This is a genomic window from Pedobacter sp. N36a (assembly GCF_014472395.1).
Lineage (GTDB): Bacteria > Bacteroidota > Bacteroidia > Sphingobacteriales > Sphingobacteriaceae > Pedobacter.
In genome coordinates this window covers 460,804-478,463 of the sequence record NZ_JACSZW010000001.1, presented here as the reverse complement: position 1 = coordinate 478,463, position 17,660 = coordinate 460,804, and the positions used below count along the sequence as shown (strand labels likewise).

The window sequence follows — 17,660 nt, the reverse complement described above, 5'->3', positions numbered from 1 at the left end:
AATAATTATGAAAAAAAGATTTCTACAAATCGCTGATTGGCGGAAGGTTCTGCTGCTTGGAATGGCCTTCTTCTATGGGAATGTCGCCATTTCCAGTACACTGACCACAGCACATGCTGCCGGAGACCTAATGCGTTCGACCTACCAACTGATAACGATCAAAGGAAAAGTGACAGACGAACAGGGGATGCCAATTCCCGGAACCACGGTACGCCACAAAGAAACCGGGGCAACTACTGCGACAAATGCTGATGGTGATTATCATATGAATGTACCTCAAAACTCTGGTACCCTGGTTTTTTCTGTTGTTGGCTATCAAATAAAAGAAGTAGCGCTTAAATCTAATACCATTATTAATATTTCCATGGAGGCGGTTGCAGGAAACCTGAATGAAATAGTGGTTGTTGGTTATGGTACGCAGAAAAAAGCAACTGTTACCGGTTCTGTAGTATCCGTTAAGGGCAGTGAGATTGTTAAAAGTCCTTCCATTAATGTGGCAAATTCATTAGCTGGCCGTTTACCGGGTGTGATCATTAATAATCGGGCGGGTGAACCAGGACGTGACAATCCTTCAATCAGTATTCGTGGACGCAGTACAACGGGGAATTCATCTGTGCTCTTATTATTGATAGGGTGGAGCGGAGTGGTTTGGGACAAATCAACCCGAATGATATTGAAAGTATTTCAGTGCTTAAAGATGCGTCAGCGGCAATCTACGGCGCGCGCGCAGCTAACGGAGTTATATTGGTGACCACTAAGCGCGGAAGTGCTAATGCGGCACCTACTATTAATTTATTATTTAATCAGGGTTTTACACGGCCTACAAGAAATCCTGTAATGGCAGATTCTTATACCTTTTTTAATGTTTATAATGAAATTGAAGCAGGAGAGGGTCGCCCTGCAAAGTATACTGCGGAGGAGCTGGAGAAATTTAAAGCCGGAACAGATCCCAGTTATGCCAATTTTAACTGGTATGACTTCATTGTGAAAAAATGGACTCCTCAGCACAGAACTGATCTTTCTGTTTCTGGTGGTAGTGATGGTACACAATACTTTCTTTCATTTGGTGAAGTGATGCAGGATGGGCAGTATATGTTTGGATCAACTAAAGTCAAACAATATAATTTGCGGTCAAATGTAGATGTACAAGTCAGCGATAATTTTAAAGTTGGAATGAATTTGGCCGCACGCTTTGATGACAATCATTTCCTTACCGGAGTATGAATGAGCTCAATAGTCACCTCTTTCTGTACCAGCCAAATTGGGTGCCATATTGGCCCGGCACAGATTTTATAACGCCAAATCGTGCCAATGATAATATCATCAATTTTGTGAGCGATGATAACGGCTATTAGCGTGTTAAAACGACCAGTATCCAAACGACTTTATTTGCGGAGATGCTTTTAATACGGTTGCTACAGATCAGGAATTTCGATTTACAAAAGACATGAATTTTGATGCTGACCATGCGGTTGCACCAAACCTTCCCATCCAGACCAATTCATTAAACATGGGCTATTATTGGAAAGACAATGCATTGGTATTCGATCCTAACCACGCCAATGAATCCGGAAGATACCTGGGCTCTTTAATCTGTTACGCCATTTTATTTAAACTGTCGCCCGAAAAACTAAAATATCAGCCAAAAGAAGTTCCTGCTGATTTTGCCGCCTATTTAAGAAGTGTTGCCGCAAAACAGTGAAGAATTTATAATTTTAAATAAACTATATGAACTCCGTAATAGACACCACAGTTATCGTTGTATTTTCTTCTCAGCCGGTACTTTTGTGGCTTGGGGATCTATTGCCTATAAATATGGCTGGGTAGCAGTGACCATTCAGTGGACAATGTGCATTGGCGGATTGGTGACTGGATTGTACATCGCCCCTAAATGGAAAGGAACAGGGAACCTGACCGGGGCTGAATTTATAAAAGATAGACTAGGAGAGAATGTGCAGAAGGGTTTTATCTATATTTTCATGCTGGTATGGTTGTTTATTAAAGGTTCAGTATTGTATTCTGTATCCAAGTTGGTAGGTTCTTCACTTGAATTCCCACTGATCCCAGTGACATCCTGGGGCATCCGATGAGAAATTAATGAAGGTGGCACGTACCTCTTCCTGGTGCTTCGGTTTCGGAATGATTTTGATTGCACTGATTGTTCCATATATCGGTGGAATTGAAGAATTTACATTGAGCGTTGGCGCCATTACTGGTGTTCCTTTATTGGCACCGCCAATCTGGGCGTTGTTTTCGAAACGCATTACAGGTAAAGCGACCATTTTCATTACCATGATCAGTTTGGCAGTAAACGTAATATTTAAGATCGTACTGCCACTGCTGACAGATGACAAACTGAGTCGTGCAAATGAAGTGCTGCTGGGCGTATTGCTGCCTTTTGCCCTATTATTGGCCTATGAAATATATGCTGCTGCAAAAGGTAAGGTAAGTACTGAGTACCTGGATTTACATCTGCTTAAAGCAGTAAGAGATGCAAAGGTGATTGTAGTGGATGAAAAGGAAGCTGCAGAAATCAAAAGACAAAATAAGTTTGGACTGCAGGTCGTTTCATTTTCATTAGGCTTTATTGCCCTCATGTTAGATATACTTTGTGCTTTTACGGCCAAAGGAACAGTGATGGTGGCGGTAATTGCAACGCTCATATTGTGGAGTGCATGGATTCCCTACAATGCTTCCAGAAAGACGTCGGAAAGCTTGTAAAGTATATCTGGAATTTTTGTGTGCTTCCATTAGGAACTACACCTTTCTTTAATTGTTGTATAATGAAAAATATTTTAAGTAATTCATCCCGAATATTATTTGGCTGTAAAGTAGTACCTTAGGTACTGTTGAAGATTACAGGGTATTAAATTGGCAGTTATTGATTATATTCACCTAATTAATTATTAGGTATGTCAATTTTGGATGGAAAGTATCCGTTTGTTAAGTTTAGTGTTTTAAACTTGTTGATGGTTTTATTTTTTTCAGGGTGCCGCCAGCCAGCGGATACTGCTTCAGGAAAGGTGCAGATCAGAACTATCGAGGGCAAGTACAGATTGTATAGGGAGGGTAAACCTTACGAAATCAAAGGCGCTGCCGGAAATGCCCATTTCCATACTTTAAAAGAAATGGGTGGGAATACGATTCGAGTTTGGGATACCACAGGACTGTCTGTGATTCTGGATAGTGCAGCAACTCATCAGATCGCGGTAATCGTAGGCCTACCAGTTTTTAATAGTGATTATACGGAATTTTACGCTGATTCAGCAAAAGTGCAGCGCCAGTACCGCGCATTTAAAGCAGTTGTAAATAAATATAAAAATCATCCCTCAGTGCTGATGTGGTGTATTGGTAATGAGCTAGATTTTCCTTTTAGACCATCATACCATAGTTTTTATAAGGCTTTTAATCAACTTACAGAGATGATTCACCAGGATGATCCGGATCATCCCATTACCACTACCGTTTTAAATTTCAATAAAAAATACATTTTTAACCTCATTACACGCTGTAATCTTGACCTCATTTCCTTCAATATTTTTGGTAGAATAACCTACCTGAAAGATGACCTTAAAAGTGTTTCCTGGTTTTGGAATGGTCCATTTATGGTCACAGAATGGGGAGCTGATGGTCCTTGGGAAGGAACCGCACAAACAGCATGGGGCGCCTATATTGAAGATACCAGTACTAAGAAGGCGGAGCAGTATCAGGAGCGCTTTATAAAATATATGCCTAAGGAAGGTCCTGGTTTTCTAGGCGCATTTGCATTTTTCTGGGGGAATAAACAGGAGGGAACCCAGTCCTGGTTTAGTATGTTTGATGAGCACAATGGGAGATCACAGGTTGTTGATGCCATGAAATATTTGTGGACAGGGAAACATCTTGAATCTCCATTCCCTCAAGTAAAACACATGCTTTTAAATGAGCGGGGCGCAAGGGATAATATCCTTTTGTCGGCCGGACAAACTTTTTCAGCCAAGGTAATCCTGCTGAATCAGGATAAAATTAAATATGTTAAATGGGAGGTATATCCTGAAGATTGGTATAAAAAAAACAACCTTCATAATGATAAAAAGCTCCAGCCTTTAATTCAGCAAATCAAAACAGATCGATTTTTGGAGCATAATTTTGTGGCACCCGGCATAGAGGGTCCATACCGTGTTTTTGCTACCATTTATGATGATCATGGTAACTTCTCTACCTGTAATACACCTTTTTATGTCGTAACGGATAAATGAAAGTAGTTAAAGTCCCTTCTCCTCCAACAAAAAAAGAGCGATTTACGCTCAGACTGATGATTATTGTTGGACTAATTTGTATCGTTTATTTTCTACGTAACATGTTGGATCCGTCCATTGTAGGCTCCCCCTTATTATATGGGTTGTTGCTCACTACATTTATTTTTATGAGTATTAAAACGATTCATGAATGGATTCATTACTTCTTTATTACCATTCCTAAAACACCCGAAACAACTAAGATTTATACGGTAGATATTTTCACTACATTTTGTGCAGGTGAACCCTATGAAATGATTGAAGAAACGCTGATTGCAATTAAAGCCATCACTTACCCTCATGAAACCTATTTATGTGACGAAGCAAATGATCCCTATTTGAAGGATTTCTGTGACAAACTAGGAATTCATCATGTCACCCGAACAAAGAAAATCAATGCAAAAGCTGGAAATATCAACAATGCCTTAAGTTTTTCTTCTGGAGAGCTTTGTGTAGTTTTAGATCCGGATCATGTTCCAATGCCCAATTTTCTAGATCCTATCGTCAACCATTTTAATGATCCTGAAATTGGCTTTGTCCAAATTGTACAGGCCTACAGTAATAACGATGAGAACCTAATTGCTAAAGGTGCTGCACAGCAAACCTATCAGTTCTATGGACCGATGATGATGACCATGAACAAATACGGGACTGTTCTTGCCATTGGTGCCAACTGTACTTTCAGGCGTGCCGCACTGGAGTCTATTGGTGGGCATGCCGCAGGCCTGGCAGAAGATATGCATACGGCAATGCAGCTCCATTCGAAAGGATGGAAGTCGGTCTATGTGCCTCAGGTATTGGCTAGGGGCTTGGTTCCCTCTACTTTATCCGCGTACTTTAAGCAACAGCTGAAATGGTCCAGGGGAGTTTTTGATCTATTGGTCACCGCATATCCGAAACTTTTTAAGGGCTTCACCTGGCAGCAAAAGTTGCATTATGCAGTCATCCCCCTGCATTATTTCTCCGGGGTAATTTATTTGATTAACTTCCTGATCCCTATAGTTTCTTTGTTTTTTGATGTAAGCCCTATCAATATGAGCATTACTACTTTTGGACTCACTATCCTGCCCTTGGTCACGATGACGCTCTTAATTCGTCATTTTGTACAATTATGGGTCATGGAAGACGAAGAACGTGGCTTTCATGTGGTGGGTGGACTATTGATGATTGGTACCTGGTGGATCTTCATTTTAGGATTGATATATACTATTGTTGGAAAAAAAGTCCCTTATGTTCCAACACCTAAAGATGGTAATGAAGCGAATAATTGGCCACTAAATGTGCCTAATTTAATCATACTTGTCTTGTCTCTGGCTGCAATTGTTTACGGGTTATATTATGACTGGAATCCTTATAATATTATTATGGCAGGTTTTGCGGGTTTAAATAGCCTCATTATGTGTTTTAATATTGCTGCCAGCAGACAGCAACAATTCCGAGCATATAAGGCTGGACATGCGCATGTGAATGGCTTTATGAATGGGCTTAAGCAATTAAAAATCAGATTTTGGTTTTTGAGACGACGCATTTACGCAGGAGTACGCAGTACCGCATTGATGATCACAGTGGTGCTTTGTTCTTCAGTGCTTTATTTTGCTATTTCCGGTACGGAAACAAACGCTGATTTGCCAGTTTTAAATCATAAAAAGGATTATTTCCTTACTGGAATATTTGCGCCAGTGAATGGTAATGGGATAACTTCATTAAATCAAGTGAATGAGCGCCAAGGCGTATTTAATACCCATTTTGACCTGGTTTCAATTTATATTCCCTGGGGAGATCAATCGCAATGTTACCTTCCGCAGCAAACTATAGATTCGATTTACAATAATGGCTCCATTCCTATGGTAACCTGGGAACCATGGCAGAATCTGTTCGCTCAAAATAAAATGAATGGAGCGCGTAAAAAAGACCTGAAGGTCTTTAAGAACATCATCAACGGAGACTATGATAAATACCTTAAAAAATTCTCAGAGCAGATTAAAACATTAAGTAAACCAGTTTATATCAGGTTTGCCCATGAAATGGACAACCCATCTTATCCCTGGTCTCCTATTGGTAACAATACGCCAGATGAATATCGATCAGCCTGGAAATATATACACCAGTATTTTTTAAAAAATGAGGTTTACAATGTGATTTGGGTTTGGAATCCATGGAAATCTGAAACCATTGATGCTTATTTTCCAGGAAAGCAATATGTAGACTGGATAGGAGTAACAAATCTGAATTATGGTCAACTAAATTCATCGGCCGTATGGCAATCTATGGAGGACTTATATAAACCTTTTCATCAAAATCCGATTTTTCGCTCTGGATTACCAGTGATGTTGGCGGAAATGGGTTCATTGGTGTCTGCCGGCCGACAAGGGGAATGGTTTAAATTAGCTTTCAAATCAAAACGCAAGTTCCCGGAAATTAAAGGCTTTCTGTTTTTTGATTCAGGCTATGATAAAAATGTACCAATAGGTGAAAAGGAAGGTGTGTTGAACTGGAGGATACAGCAAGTCGGGGAGATGAAGTTACTGTTGAAAACATATCATAAAAATTCTGATCATAACATACTGACCAAAACTCCTCCATTATTAACCAATACTAATAATGCGGCAGGTGTGAATTCCTCCCTCAGCAATTCCAGTCATCCCTTTAAATCGATAAAAGGAATAAACTATAATCGTGGTCAGGATTGGACGAAAAATTATCAAACAGTGACCATGCGTGATATGATCGCTGATTTTAGGGAAATGAAGGAGATTGGAATCAATGCGATTAAGCGTTATGGGCCGGATATTTATGATGATAATATATTAAAGCTCGCTAAAAAGACAAACATGAATATTCATTATGGATATTGGGTCGATGATGAACTGAATTTTGCATCCGATGTTAAGGGACTTACTTTGTTAAGTGATAAAATCTTAGCATCTATTCAAGACTTGAAAGAGGAAGAAAGCATCAAATCCTGGAATATTGGAAATGCGGTGTTGCAGAAACTCGATATCTACTATTATAAACCAGAATTAATATATCAACAGGATGCTTATCTGTTTTGGCTTAAAAAGTTAATTATTAATATCAAAAAAATAGACCCTAAAAGGCCGGTTACTGTAGATGTTGAGGTTTCAGAGCATATGAATTCTACAATTGAAAGATATAGAAAGGTGATTCCTGAAATTGATTTATATGGTCTCGTCGTTAGTGCTAATGCTGCAGTTCCGGAATTGTTGAAGAATTTGGAAGCACCATATTTTTTTAGTGACATTTCAATTTCGTCTTACAATGGTCTTAAGGATAAGCAGGTCGGTACATTTATCGCAAACTGGCAAGATGAACGAAAAACAAACCGGGTAAGACTTGATGGGATAAAAGATGATCAGGGCAGGAAGAAACTCGCATTTACCCAGCTTTTTTATGCCTGGAATAAAGGTCCGCTGCCTGCAACGAAGCCTGTGGTTAAAATTCTGAAACCAGCACTGGGAACTTTCCCTGGACAACAGCTAAGTTATCAGGTGATGCTTAAAAAGAGTAATCAGTGGGTATTAGCTGCTAATTCAGAACACTTAAGTTTTGAATGGAAGTTGGCTAAAGTGGATCGATTTAATAAACCAATATCCATGATACCGGTCGGTAAAGGAATAAGTGTTAAAGTGACCATTCCAGAGAATCCAATGAGATATAGGCTGTATTTGTATGTTGTTAACGATGAATTGGTCTTGGATGTGGTTGATTCTAAACTTAATACGCCGCTAGGGAAAGTTGGGGCTTCTAAATAATTTTAGCAGATGAAGATGGTATTATTGCGCCATTAGCGACCTGTTCTGACTAAAATACAAATTCCATTCCTGACATTAAATGGTGGAAAGGATATTCAGGTAAGCGCAAAAGAAAATCTGGCAGGATTTGATCAGCTTTTAAATCATCTTTTTCAGCATGCAAAGACTGGGAGAGTAGGAGTATGGTGTAATTGAAGAAACCATTGCTCCGGAAACACTGGAGATCATGACCAATTGGATTTTGAAGATAAAGTAGTGGGCGCATATTAGCCCATTAAGCAGCCGATGAAATCAGTGCGCATTTGCATAAAAGCCTTTTTCTGAACCGAATAAGGGCATTTTTTTATGTGTTTATATAAATATATCTATATGTCTTGGTATGTAGATATGAAAGATATAATTGAGGATTTAAATCAAGAATCAAACGAAAATTATATTTTAGCCAAATGAAATTAGCCCTCTATATTGTGATCGCTGCAATAGCTGTCATCCTGATCAATTTCTGGTATCAGGTTTATGTGACCGGTAGGTATTACGCCAGTGCGGGCTTATTCTTTACCTTCATTGGCGCATTGATTCCAATTGTCATTCTCTACATTTCTTTCTTATTAATCAAACGAATAAAAAATAGCTAAACAATGAAAAACTTATTTACCACCACCATTTGTTTCGGCCTGATGGCTATCTCTTTAACTTCCTGCGACCGCGCGCAATCAAATGTACAGACTTTATACACCAGTAACTGCGGAGTGAGTTGGGAGCTGATTAAAGCCGGAGAAACCGTTCCCAAAGGAGTGGGCATGTGCTCTTATAAAATCACTGTGCCGGATTATCCAATGCAAGGGGAGAGCGTTTTCAAAAGTGCCTTCAAAAACCGGGTTATGGCCAAGATTGAAGTGACTTATGATTATTCTATTACAGATGCCAAATTGTATATCGGAGAAGCGAAATATTTGGGGAAGATGAATAGCGACAGCGATAGTGAGGTGAACAGTTCAAAAGCCTATGAGACTGCTGAAAACTCGGTGATCGATAAAAGGATTAAAGAAATAGCCAGGGATCTCCTGCTGACGGAAGATATTGTTGATTTCAACCAAAATGAGTTTGAAGCCGAATTGCTAAAGAATGTAAATGACTTATTGAAAACAAAAGGAGTGACTATAAACTTTCTTTCTTTTGTTCCAATTCCTGAAGAGCAGACCAGACAGGCAATTGATGTGGTTACTGCGATGAAGATTTATGAATCAAAAGGGCTGACTGAAATTGGTAAAGCGGTTTCTGCGGCAAGGGCGGGGGCTACTAAAGTTGAAGTTACCGTGAAGAAAGACGATCAGCCAGTAAAAGAGGACTAGGTCAACAATTAAACTTACCTTCCTGTATAAAAGAAAAGGGAAATTATCCGAAGACAATTTCCCTTTATCTAAATTAACGCTCTCATATACAAAGACGCTGAAACAAAGAAGTTATTGTGTAACCTGAATAATTTCTTTGTTTATTTTTGATTTTCGACTGCTCTTATTTTTGATTTTCGACTGCCCATTCCCTGAATTGTAAAATCGCTTTACTCAATACTCCGGCAGATCCTTTAAACTTACCAGAGCCATCAGGAACATCTCCTTTGCCATACCATTCATAAAAGCCCTGGTTTTTAACAACACGATTGATCATTGGGCGGACTTCTTCGTAGGCCTCCTTTACAAAACCATTCGCAATCAGCTGCTGGATCATTCTTCCACCAAACCAGGTCCAGTCGCCACCATTTTGATACTGATAAGCTTTCGCCATGCCTCCTTTAAAAAAGCCATCAGGATAAGTAGGATATAAAGTGAGCCCAATGCTCGGCATGCCGGAAAGCTTTACGTTTTCCACCATCTGCTGGTTCACTATAGCGATTTCTTTCTTAGAAAGTAAGCCGGCTTCTATGGCAACCGCAGTTCCACCATGATAGTGGATGGTGTTTTCATCAAATCCGGCAGGGATAGGTGATTTCCCCGGATAGATATGTGGTATGAATTTTTGTTGCTTAGCGTCCCATAGGTGTTTTCTAACATTTTCATGAATCCCTTTCTTCATTTTGGCCCATTGCGCCGCTTTTTGTGCGTCTGGTACCACTTCAATTAAATATTGCAGAGCGATCATGAACATGGTATTGTCGTATACATCAATGGCTTCATCAGACAGCTCATTCCAATCACAGCCAAAGCTGTCGTTAGGCTGTACATCGCCCCAATCCGCCGTCATGGCGCCCCATAACAAACCGTATTTCTTATTGAAGCGCTCACGCAGCAGGTAATCAATCATCTTTTCCATTCGGACGAGTACGGTGGTACCCGCTACCTTTTCCTGTAACAGCTCCACATCTCCGGTCTTTTTAATGTATTTGCCTACCAATTGGATTAAGGAGGTCTCCTGATCAGTTTCAACTGTATTTTTAAATCCTACATGGCCTGGAGCGGCATCTGAGTAATATGGGGTATCGTCATTCCAGGTGAAATCTTTTTTGACCACGTAGCCATCTACCATCTCATCATTTTTTTGCTGTAGCGCAAAAAATATCAGAATGGCTCCCCGAACATTTTCTTTGGAATGTACCTCTAAGGAAGTCTCAATGAGGGTGTTGAAGTCCCGTGCCCAGATTTGAGAGTATCCGCTTCCGGCATTAAATCCCTCTTTAATGATATCCTTTGCGAGATTGTCGACCATGGTTAAGGACGAGTCGGCTAGAATTTGAGCAGCAAGTTGCTGTTGTTGTGGCTGCTGCTGTGCCTTTGTTGTTGGATGACCAGCCTGGTTTTTGCACAGCAAAAGACGGTATGGGAAATAGGTAAGTCTGATCACAGCAGTGTTGGTATGGCGCTTGCCCCCTCGGATTACCACCATTTTCTGGCAGCAGATTTTGGCTGGGAAGACCGTTTTTACCTGGTCGGTTATGCTAATGCCGAAAAGGATTGGCCTTATGCCATGCCTGGGCCTGCGGATGAATGGGGTGGAACAGGAAATACTTCCGGCATCCGGTCGCAGGTTTTGAACATTTTGTTTGGCTTGGAAAATGTAGCTTTAAAGAATAAAGGAACCCTAATTATCGATGTATTGGATTATCAGGGGAAGCTGCCTCCACTCGTTAAGGTAATGGTGAATGGAAAGGCCAGCACCACCCAGCTGCCGGTAAGGGAACACAAAGAAGGTTCCTTGAAAGGCGATCTAACCCATGCAAAATCCTATAAATTAGCCATCCCCGTTGAGAATCTGAGGAATGGAGGAAATGAAATTCAGCTGACCTCACGTCTGAAGAAATCTGATGGCAGCTGGTTTCCGGATTTTGATCCATTTAAATCCGGTGCCAATGAAGATTATGTGGAAGGGAATGCCTGGCAGCTGACCTATTTTGTGCCGCAGGATATTCCTGGATTGATTAAGAAAATAGGGAAAGATCGCTTTACAGACCGGCTGTCATGGGGATTTGGAGAAAGCTATAAGCTTCGCTTCAATGCGCCAGGTGATCAATACTGGGACTATCCAGTAATTCAGGGCAACCAGCAGTCGATGCATTTTGCTTATTTGTTTAACTGGGCAGAAAAGCCATGGTTAACCCAAAAGTGGAGCCGTTCAATTCTTGACCGTTTCTATGGTTATGGACCTGCAAATGCTTATTTGGACGACGAAGATCAGGGACAAATGAGTGCCTGGTTTATCATGAATGCGATTGGCCTCTTTCAAACAGACGGAGGTGCAGGTGTAAATCCGATCTATGAAATTGGAAGCCCAATCTTTTCGAAGGTCACCATACACTTAAATGAATTGTACGGCAGAGGGAAAAGCTTTACTATTGAAGCAGCCAAAGCCTCCAGAGCTTAGAAGTTTTTAGAGGGCTTGATAAGGCTATAGGCCGAGTTAGGCCCTATCAACCTGCAAGTAACCAGCTATAAAAGCCCTGACAAATAATTCCTCAATATGATGGACACGAGGCATTGGCTGGTCATTACTATGCAGCAGCTGAGCTCATCTTATTACTCAAGGAACAGGTAAGTATGGGGATGTTTATTCTAATTTTATCCCTGGTGCTCAGGTGCGCCGTTCGGATCCATCCATACGAATTCCCAATGGTGTCCATCCAAGTCTGCAAAGCTATGCTGGTACATAAAGCCGTAGTCGATGGCCGGATTTGGTATAATGGCGCCTGCTGCTGCTGCTTTATCTACCATTTCGTTAACGGCATCTTTACTGTCAGCTGATATGCAAATTGAGCATTCCAAAGACTTGTGAGCATCTATAATTTCCTTTTTGGTAAAAGTCTGAAAGAAAGGTCTGGTCAGCAGCATAATGTAAATGGTATCACTGATGATCATGCAAGTTGCTTTCTCGTCGGTAAATTTCGGATTAAAACTGTAACCTAATTTGGTGAAAAATTCTACAGATTTGTTGAGGTCGTTAACGGCTAGGTTTACAAAAATTTGAGTTGCCATGAGTTTTTTCTGATTAGTTTATTCAAATTTACGGTAATAGCGAGCACGTTAGCGTGTGCAAAAATGACAAGTTAAGGGGGGAAATGCGACTATTGTTTGATCGATGTTGCTTGTAAATCGGTAATACTAGCCAGCGCATCAAATGCCCTGACGCCAATAGATCCGGTACTGAATTCCCCATCGGTTACAGCTAATATTGGCTTTAATGCATTGTTGAAATATACTTTGATATCAGCACCTTTCGCTTCTATTCTAATTGGATACGATTTGCCAATTTCCAGCTGCTGCTGTGCAGAGGCCAGTACTATCCACTTTTGATTGGAGGATTTGCCCAATTGTATCTGGCCAGACTCAGCATTGATGCCTACATAATAACCATTATAAGCATCAGCTCCGATGACATGATCAGTCACCCTAAACATCAGTCCCGCATCACCTGAGGAGTTCAGCTGCACTTTTGCTTCATAACTGAGGTCCTTAAAATTGGTATTGCTGGCGATGGCTTTAGAGCCATGTATGCCATATCCCCAGGAACCTTTGTTAGAGGCGGCATGGATGGCACCATCTTTAATAAACCAGCTGCCACCATATAGGAGCCAATCTTTGAGTGTTGCCTTACTGAAGGTTTCTTTGTAAGCTTTTCCTGGATTTTCCGGTGCTCCAATGACCGGGAAATTACTGATTCTGATGTTTTCTGATCCAAATGGCGTCAAGGTGATATCCACTGTCTGTGCGGAGGAAACTACTGGACTTCGCGGTACTTCAAGGGAATGCATCGAGTTATAGGCCATAGTCCAGGAAGGGATTTTCTTTGCTTTAACCGTTAATTTTACCGGCGTGCTGGTTTGTATAAATGGATTTTCGGGCATGGAAGTACGCTGAACTTTGATGGTTTCGGTTGGGTCTTTGCCTGTTAAAACCAATCCATAATTCCATGCAGAAGCTGAAACAACTTCATAATCGTAAAAGCCTTCCACCGGGTGTTTTTTACTGATGCTGTATGTGGCATCCATTTGCAGTCCGTATACAATTGGTCCACGTTCTACTGTAACCGAATTGTTTACCTGATGGCTCAATTTTACTTCCATAGGGAAGTTAAGACTAACCAGGTCGCTGGTGTTCCATGTTCTGTCAATGGTATAAATCTGGCCGTTTTTTAAGCCTGTCAATGCTTTGCCATTCACCACAATTAATGGGTTTTTACACCATTCCGGAATGCGGAGTTTGAGAGGGAACCGGACTGTCTTTTCCAGCGTTATTTTAATTTTGATCTCTTCTTCGAAAGGGTAATCGGTCATGACCTGGAGCTGCACTGGAGTACCATCTGCGACGAAAGCATTGACTTCAACAGGAGCATAAGCAATTACGGCCAGACCTTTGTCTGGCGTAGCGGCCCAGCTGTTTTTAACGAAATATGGCCAGCCCATGTGCATATTGTACCTGCAGCAGCCCATTCCTGAGTAGGGGCTCAAAAGCAAAGCACCATCATAATCTTCATCAAAACCGGAATTGCCATGTTTGCAGCGCACCTGATTCGGTTGTGTATAGTATAAATGGGATTTAATGTCCCTGCTAAACTGTGCCGGGAGGGTATTAAAAGCAATCTTCTCCAGCCGGTCGCCAAGTTTAGCATCATGAATGATTCTTGCTGCGGTTTCCAGACTCTGCATCCATTCTACTACGGTACAGGTTTCTGTTCCCTGAAAGGAGCTTCTTCCGGCAAGAAATTCTGTGCCAGAGGCAATGCCGGTAGATTGTCCATGGTCTCTCATTAAATTGTCAATCCCTTTCTGAGTTGCCTCCCTGTAAAATGGCGTGTTGTTCAGCTGTGAATACACGGAGGGGAATTTAAGTGCCTGGCCGACACTCACACTGTGTTTGGTATGGAAATCATCTCCATAATGGTAAAACTGGTTGTTTGTAAAAATGGCTGCCCATGGATAGGCTTGTGATTTCAGTTTTTCTGCCAGTACTAACAGCGATTTTTCTCCGGTTCTGTTATAGAGCCAAAGGACAATTTCTATGTTGTCGGCAGTTCTGGATTTACTCCATTCGTATAAAGGTTTTTGATCCAGGTTCTCCAGCTGATATTTAAAATACTTGCTGAAAAATGGAATCACCCGCTTGTCGGCAGTAGCTTCATAATAACTTTGAATTGCATACATCATGGGCATCCTAGGCCACCAATCGGTCATTTTAATTGGACCAAACGCACCGTTGGGCTGTTGGTGATCCAATGTCCAGTTGATCCATTTCTCCGATTTTGCTTTCAGTTCCGGATCTCCGAGGGTGTAAGCTAATGCCACGAGTCCTTTTACATAATAGGGCGCGCGTTCCCAGCTTTCGCCGGTTCCGCCTAGCCAGTCGGAATCAGTACCGAGGTTGCCACTTTCCGGATAAAGTGCTTCTGCATTTCCAGTAGCGCCATCCTTTTGCAGCTGAAGTTGTTTCAGCAGCCAGCCTTTGGCTTTGATGCTGCCTAATGGAAGTTGTACGTATGCAGCAGTATTTAGCGGAGTTCGGTTAAATATGTATTGCCCGTTGGATTCACTTTGAGCAAATAGCCATGACGGAATCACAACCAGCATCAACAGCATGGATTTCCTGAGGTTCATAATTTATAAATGGTTTCTTTGTGTGTGTTTAAAAAACAAGTTTATTATAAAATACCATATATCAATTACTTATGCTTCTAAAATGATCCCTTTTGTTGAAATGTTGATCTATTTTGCTGAATAAAGGCTGGCCAAAAGCCCATAGCTTACGTTAAGCTTTGAACTATGGAATCAGCTCCTCAAAATAAACGATTTATGAGCACATTTACATTTTTTACGTGCATCGCCTGCACAGTAACTTCCGCTGCCTTTGCCCAGTCTTCTTCTTTTAAAGAAAGCAACTCTAAATTTAAAGACTATACTTCGGCGATTCATAAAAACATCAACCTCCTTTTGAAGGATCAGAAGACGGGGCTATATTTTGAGACTACAGATTCCATACAAAAAGAAAACCCACACTCCTGGTTATGGCCGCTCTGTGCATTTGTTCAGGCGGCAAATGAAATGGAGCTATAAAAGCAGTATTAAATGCCTTTAAATTCTTATCTGCTCATTTTTAATTAAATAGAGACGAAATGAGGAAATTATGATACAAAACTGTAGAGAGATCTAAAGCGTAAATTCCAATATTTGATTACCAAATATTGAATTTTATGAACAGACTATTATCCGGCGCACTGCTATTTGTGCTTAGCTATTCCTCATTACATGCGCAAGAAAAAAATTGGACATTAATTAAAAATAAAATAACAACCCCTTGGGCGGAAAAGGTTAATCCGAAAGCCCCTTTGCCGGATTATCCCCGCCCTCAATTGGTACGTTCAGAAAATTGGAAAAACCTGAATGGCCTTTGGAGTTATGCCATTGCCCCAAAAGATCAAAATGAACCGGTTAAATACCAAGGCAGTATCCTTGTCCCTTTTGCTGTAGAATCCGCATTGTCTGGGGTAGGAAAAACTGTAGGTAAAGACAGTGTATTATGGTATAAGCATGCGATTACCATTCCGGCCAGTATAAAAAATAAAGAAGTACTGCTGCATTTCGGTGCGGTAGACTGGCAGGCTGAAGTTTTTGTGAACGGCAAAAGTGCAGGTCAGCATGAAGGTGGTTTCGATCCTTTTACCTTTAATATCACGAGTCTGCTTAAAAAAAGCGGCACACAGGAAATCAAAGTCCGTGTTTGGGATCCTACAGACGAAGGGCCGCAGCCAAGAGGTAAACAGGTTCGTAAACCGGAAGGGATCTGGTATACCCCGGTTACTGGTATCTGGCAGACTGTTTGGCTGGAAAGCGTGCCAAAAACACATATAATAGCTACTAAACAAACACCTGATATAGACGCAAAAATACTGACTGTAAATGTAAACGTTGCGGCTGCCCAACCTGGCGATCAGGTTAGAATCACCGCATTGGATGGTAAAAATGAAGTCACTAAAAAAGAAGCAGCGATTGATGAAGCGGTTTCTTTAGCGATAGAAAACCCAAAATTATGGTCTACTACAAGCCCTTTCTTATATGACCTGAAAATTGAATTGCTACGTAATGGTAAGGTCATCGATCAGGCGGGCAGTTACTTCGCCATGCGTAAATCATCGATGGCTAAGGATCAGAATGGAATCGAAAGAATGCTGATCAATAACGAATTTGTCTTTCAATATGGTCCTTTAGATCAGGGTTGGTGGCCAGATGGTTTATATACTGCACCTACAGAAGAAGCGATGATTTTCGATATCCTAAAGACTAAAGAAATGGGCTTTAATATGATTCGCAAGCACATTAAAGTGGAGCCGGCAAGGTGGTATTACGAATGTGATCGGCTGGGAATGCTGGTATGGCAGGATATGCCTAGCGGAGATCTTGGCAACCATTGGGAACCGAACCTGGGCACAATGGGTGGAACTGATAAAAACCGCAGTCCGGAATCAGAAGCCATGTATCGTAAAGAATGGAATAAAATCATGGACGACCTTCACAATTTCCCTTCGATAGTAGTATGGACGCCATTCAATGAGGCATGGGGACAATTTAAAACCAAGGAAATCGCAGAATGGACGAAGAAGAAGGATCCTTCCAGATTGGTCAACAGTGCAAGTGGCGGCAATCATGTCATCACCGGTGATATCGTCGATTTACACCATTATCCGGAACCAAAAATGCCAAGACCAGATCTTTTTGGTACTACTCATGCCATTGTGCTTGGAGAATTTGGTGGATTAGGCTTACCGGTTGCAGGGCATACCTGGAAAGATAAAGACAACTGGGGATACCAGTCTTTTAAAACTGCGGATGAACTTTTTGAAAAGTATGATTCCTTTATCCGAAGCCTGGAGGGTTTAATCAAAAAGGGATTGTCGGCTGCGGTATATACACAGACCACCGATGTGGAGCAGGAAACAAATGGATTGATGACCTACGACAGGATCATGAAACTTCCTGAAGCAAAAATCAAAGGGGCAAACGATAGGTTGTATTTCGTAAAACCTTAATTTTTTAAGATGTCTGGTGTCTATATATCTAGGCATCTAGGTGTCTAGAAGTCTAAGTGTATAGAGCTATCGCATGCAGGGAATAAGAAATCACAAATAACACAAC

16 protein-coding genes are annotated in these 17,660 nt (G+C 41.1%); 12 read left to right on the top strand and 4 right to left on the bottom strand.

The annotated features are described in order from the left end of the window. Window positions 1-7 precede the first annotated feature (7 nt). The 7 genes from H9X96_RS02240 to H9X96_RS02215 all read left to right on the top strand — a co-directional run bounded on the left by H9X96_RS02240 (window position 8) and on the right by H9X96_RS02215 (window position 8,050). Window positions 8-751, top strand: a complete 744-nt coding sequence (locus H9X96_RS02240) for a carboxypeptidase-like regulatory domain-containing protein (protein ID WP_187664703.1) — start codon at window positions 8-10, stop codon at window positions 749-751. Then, the gene (locus H9X96_RS02235; protein ID WP_370576701.1) at window positions 634-1,224 is read left to right on the top strand and encodes a TonB-dependent receptor plug domain-containing protein; all 591 of its coding nucleotides are present in this window, start codon (window positions 634-636) and stop codon (window positions 1,222-1,224) included. Before H9X96_RS02240 ends, H9X96_RS02235 begins: the two co-directional genes overlap by 118 nt. 223 nt (window positions 1,225-1,447) lie before the next feature. Continuing rightward, entirely contained in the window at window positions 1,448-1,702 is a 255-nt protein-coding gene (locus tag H9X96_RS02230; protein WP_187664701.1) for a hypothetical protein, read from the top strand. Then, complete coding sequence (locus H9X96_RS22660) at window positions 1,683-2,090, top strand: hypothetical protein (RefSeq protein WP_222943813.1); 408 nt, start codon at window positions 1,683-1,685, stop codon at window positions 2,088-2,090. The genes H9X96_RS02230 and H9X96_RS22660 overlap by 20 nt, the downstream gene beginning before the upstream one ends. A 13-nt stretch (window positions 2,091-2,103) precedes the next feature. After that, window positions 2,104-2,721, top strand: coding sequence for a hypothetical protein (locus tag H9X96_RS22655; protein ID WP_222943812.1), 618 nt, complete (start codon window positions 2,104-2,106; stop codon window positions 2,719-2,721). A gap of 248 nt (window positions 2,722-2,969) precedes the next feature. Continuing rightward, entirely contained in the window at window positions 2,970-4,238 is a 1,269-nt protein-coding gene (locus H9X96_RS02220) for a glycoside hydrolase family 2 TIM barrel-domain containing protein (RefSeq protein ID WP_222943811.1), read from the top strand. A gap of 167 nt (window positions 4,239-4,405) precedes the next feature. Then, on the top strand, window positions 4,406-8,050 hold the full coding sequence (locus tag H9X96_RS02215) for a glycosyltransferase family 2 protein (RefSeq protein WP_222943810.1): 3,645 nt from the start codon (window positions 4,406-4,408) through the stop codon (window positions 8,048-8,050). 49 nt (window positions 8,051-8,099) lie between these two features. Here the strand turns inward: H9X96_RS02215 and H9X96_RS02210 are convergent, their stop codons facing one another. Continuing rightward, window positions 8,100-8,315 (bottom strand): hypothetical protein, encoded by a 216-nt coding sequence (locus H9X96_RS02210; RefSeq protein WP_187664699.1) that lies wholly within the window; start codon window positions 8,313-8,315, stop codon window positions 8,100-8,102. A gap of 181 nt (window positions 8,316-8,496) precedes the next feature. On the opposite strand from H9X96_RS02210, the gene H9X96_RS02205 reads away from it, so the two are divergent. Beyond that, on the top strand, window positions 8,497-8,685 hold the full coding sequence (locus H9X96_RS02205) for a hypothetical protein (protein WP_187664698.1): 189 nt from the start codon (window positions 8,497-8,499) through the stop codon (window positions 8,683-8,685). A 3-nt stretch (window positions 8,686-8,688) separates the two neighbouring features. Then, a complete protein-coding gene (locus tag H9X96_RS02200; protein ID WP_187664697.1) occupies window positions 8,689-9,402 on the top strand; it encodes an SPFH domain-containing protein in 714 nt (237 codons plus the stop codon). Between the two features lie 163 nt (window positions 9,403-9,565). Here the strand turns inward: H9X96_RS02200 and H9X96_RS02195 are convergent, their stop codons facing one another. After that, complete coding sequence (locus H9X96_RS02195) at window positions 9,566-10,888, bottom strand: hypothetical protein (protein ID WP_370576700.1); 1,323 nt, start codon at window positions 10,886-10,888, stop codon at window positions 9,566-9,568. 12 nt (window positions 10,889-10,900) lie between these two features. Between H9X96_RS02195 and H9X96_RS02190 the strand changes: the two genes are divergently transcribed. Further along, window positions 10,901-11,905, top strand: coding sequence for a glycoside hydrolase domain-containing protein (locus H9X96_RS02190; RefSeq protein ID WP_255430952.1), 1,005 nt, complete (start codon window positions 10,901-10,903; stop codon window positions 11,903-11,905). Window positions 11,906-12,099: 194 nt separating this feature from the next. Here H9X96_RS02190 and H9X96_RS02185 read toward each other — a convergent pair whose 3' ends face one another. Together H9X96_RS02185 and H9X96_RS02180 are read right to left on the bottom strand one after the other, a co-directional pair. Then, window positions 12,100-12,513, bottom strand: a complete 414-nt coding sequence (locus H9X96_RS02185; protein WP_187664695.1) for a VOC family protein — start codon at window positions 12,511-12,513, stop codon at window positions 12,100-12,102. Window positions 12,514-12,602: 89 nt separating this feature from the next. Next, a complete protein-coding gene (locus H9X96_RS02180; protein WP_255430951.1) occupies window positions 12,603-15,128 on the bottom strand; it encodes a beta-L-arabinofuranosidase domain-containing protein in 2,526 nt (841 codons plus the stop codon). A gap of 195 nt (window positions 15,129-15,323) precedes the next feature. Between H9X96_RS02180 and H9X96_RS02175 the strand changes: the two genes are divergently transcribed. Further along, window positions 15,324-15,584 (top strand): hypothetical protein, encoded by a 261-nt coding sequence (locus H9X96_RS02175; protein WP_187664694.1) that lies wholly within the window; start codon window positions 15,324-15,326, stop codon window positions 15,582-15,584. A 137-nt stretch (window positions 15,585-15,721) separates the two neighbouring features. Continuing rightward, entirely contained in the window at window positions 15,722-17,554 is a 1,833-nt protein-coding gene (locus tag H9X96_RS02170) for a glycoside hydrolase family 2 protein (RefSeq protein ID WP_187664693.1), read from the top strand. The last annotated feature ends 106 nt before the right edge of the window (window positions 17,555-17,660 follow it).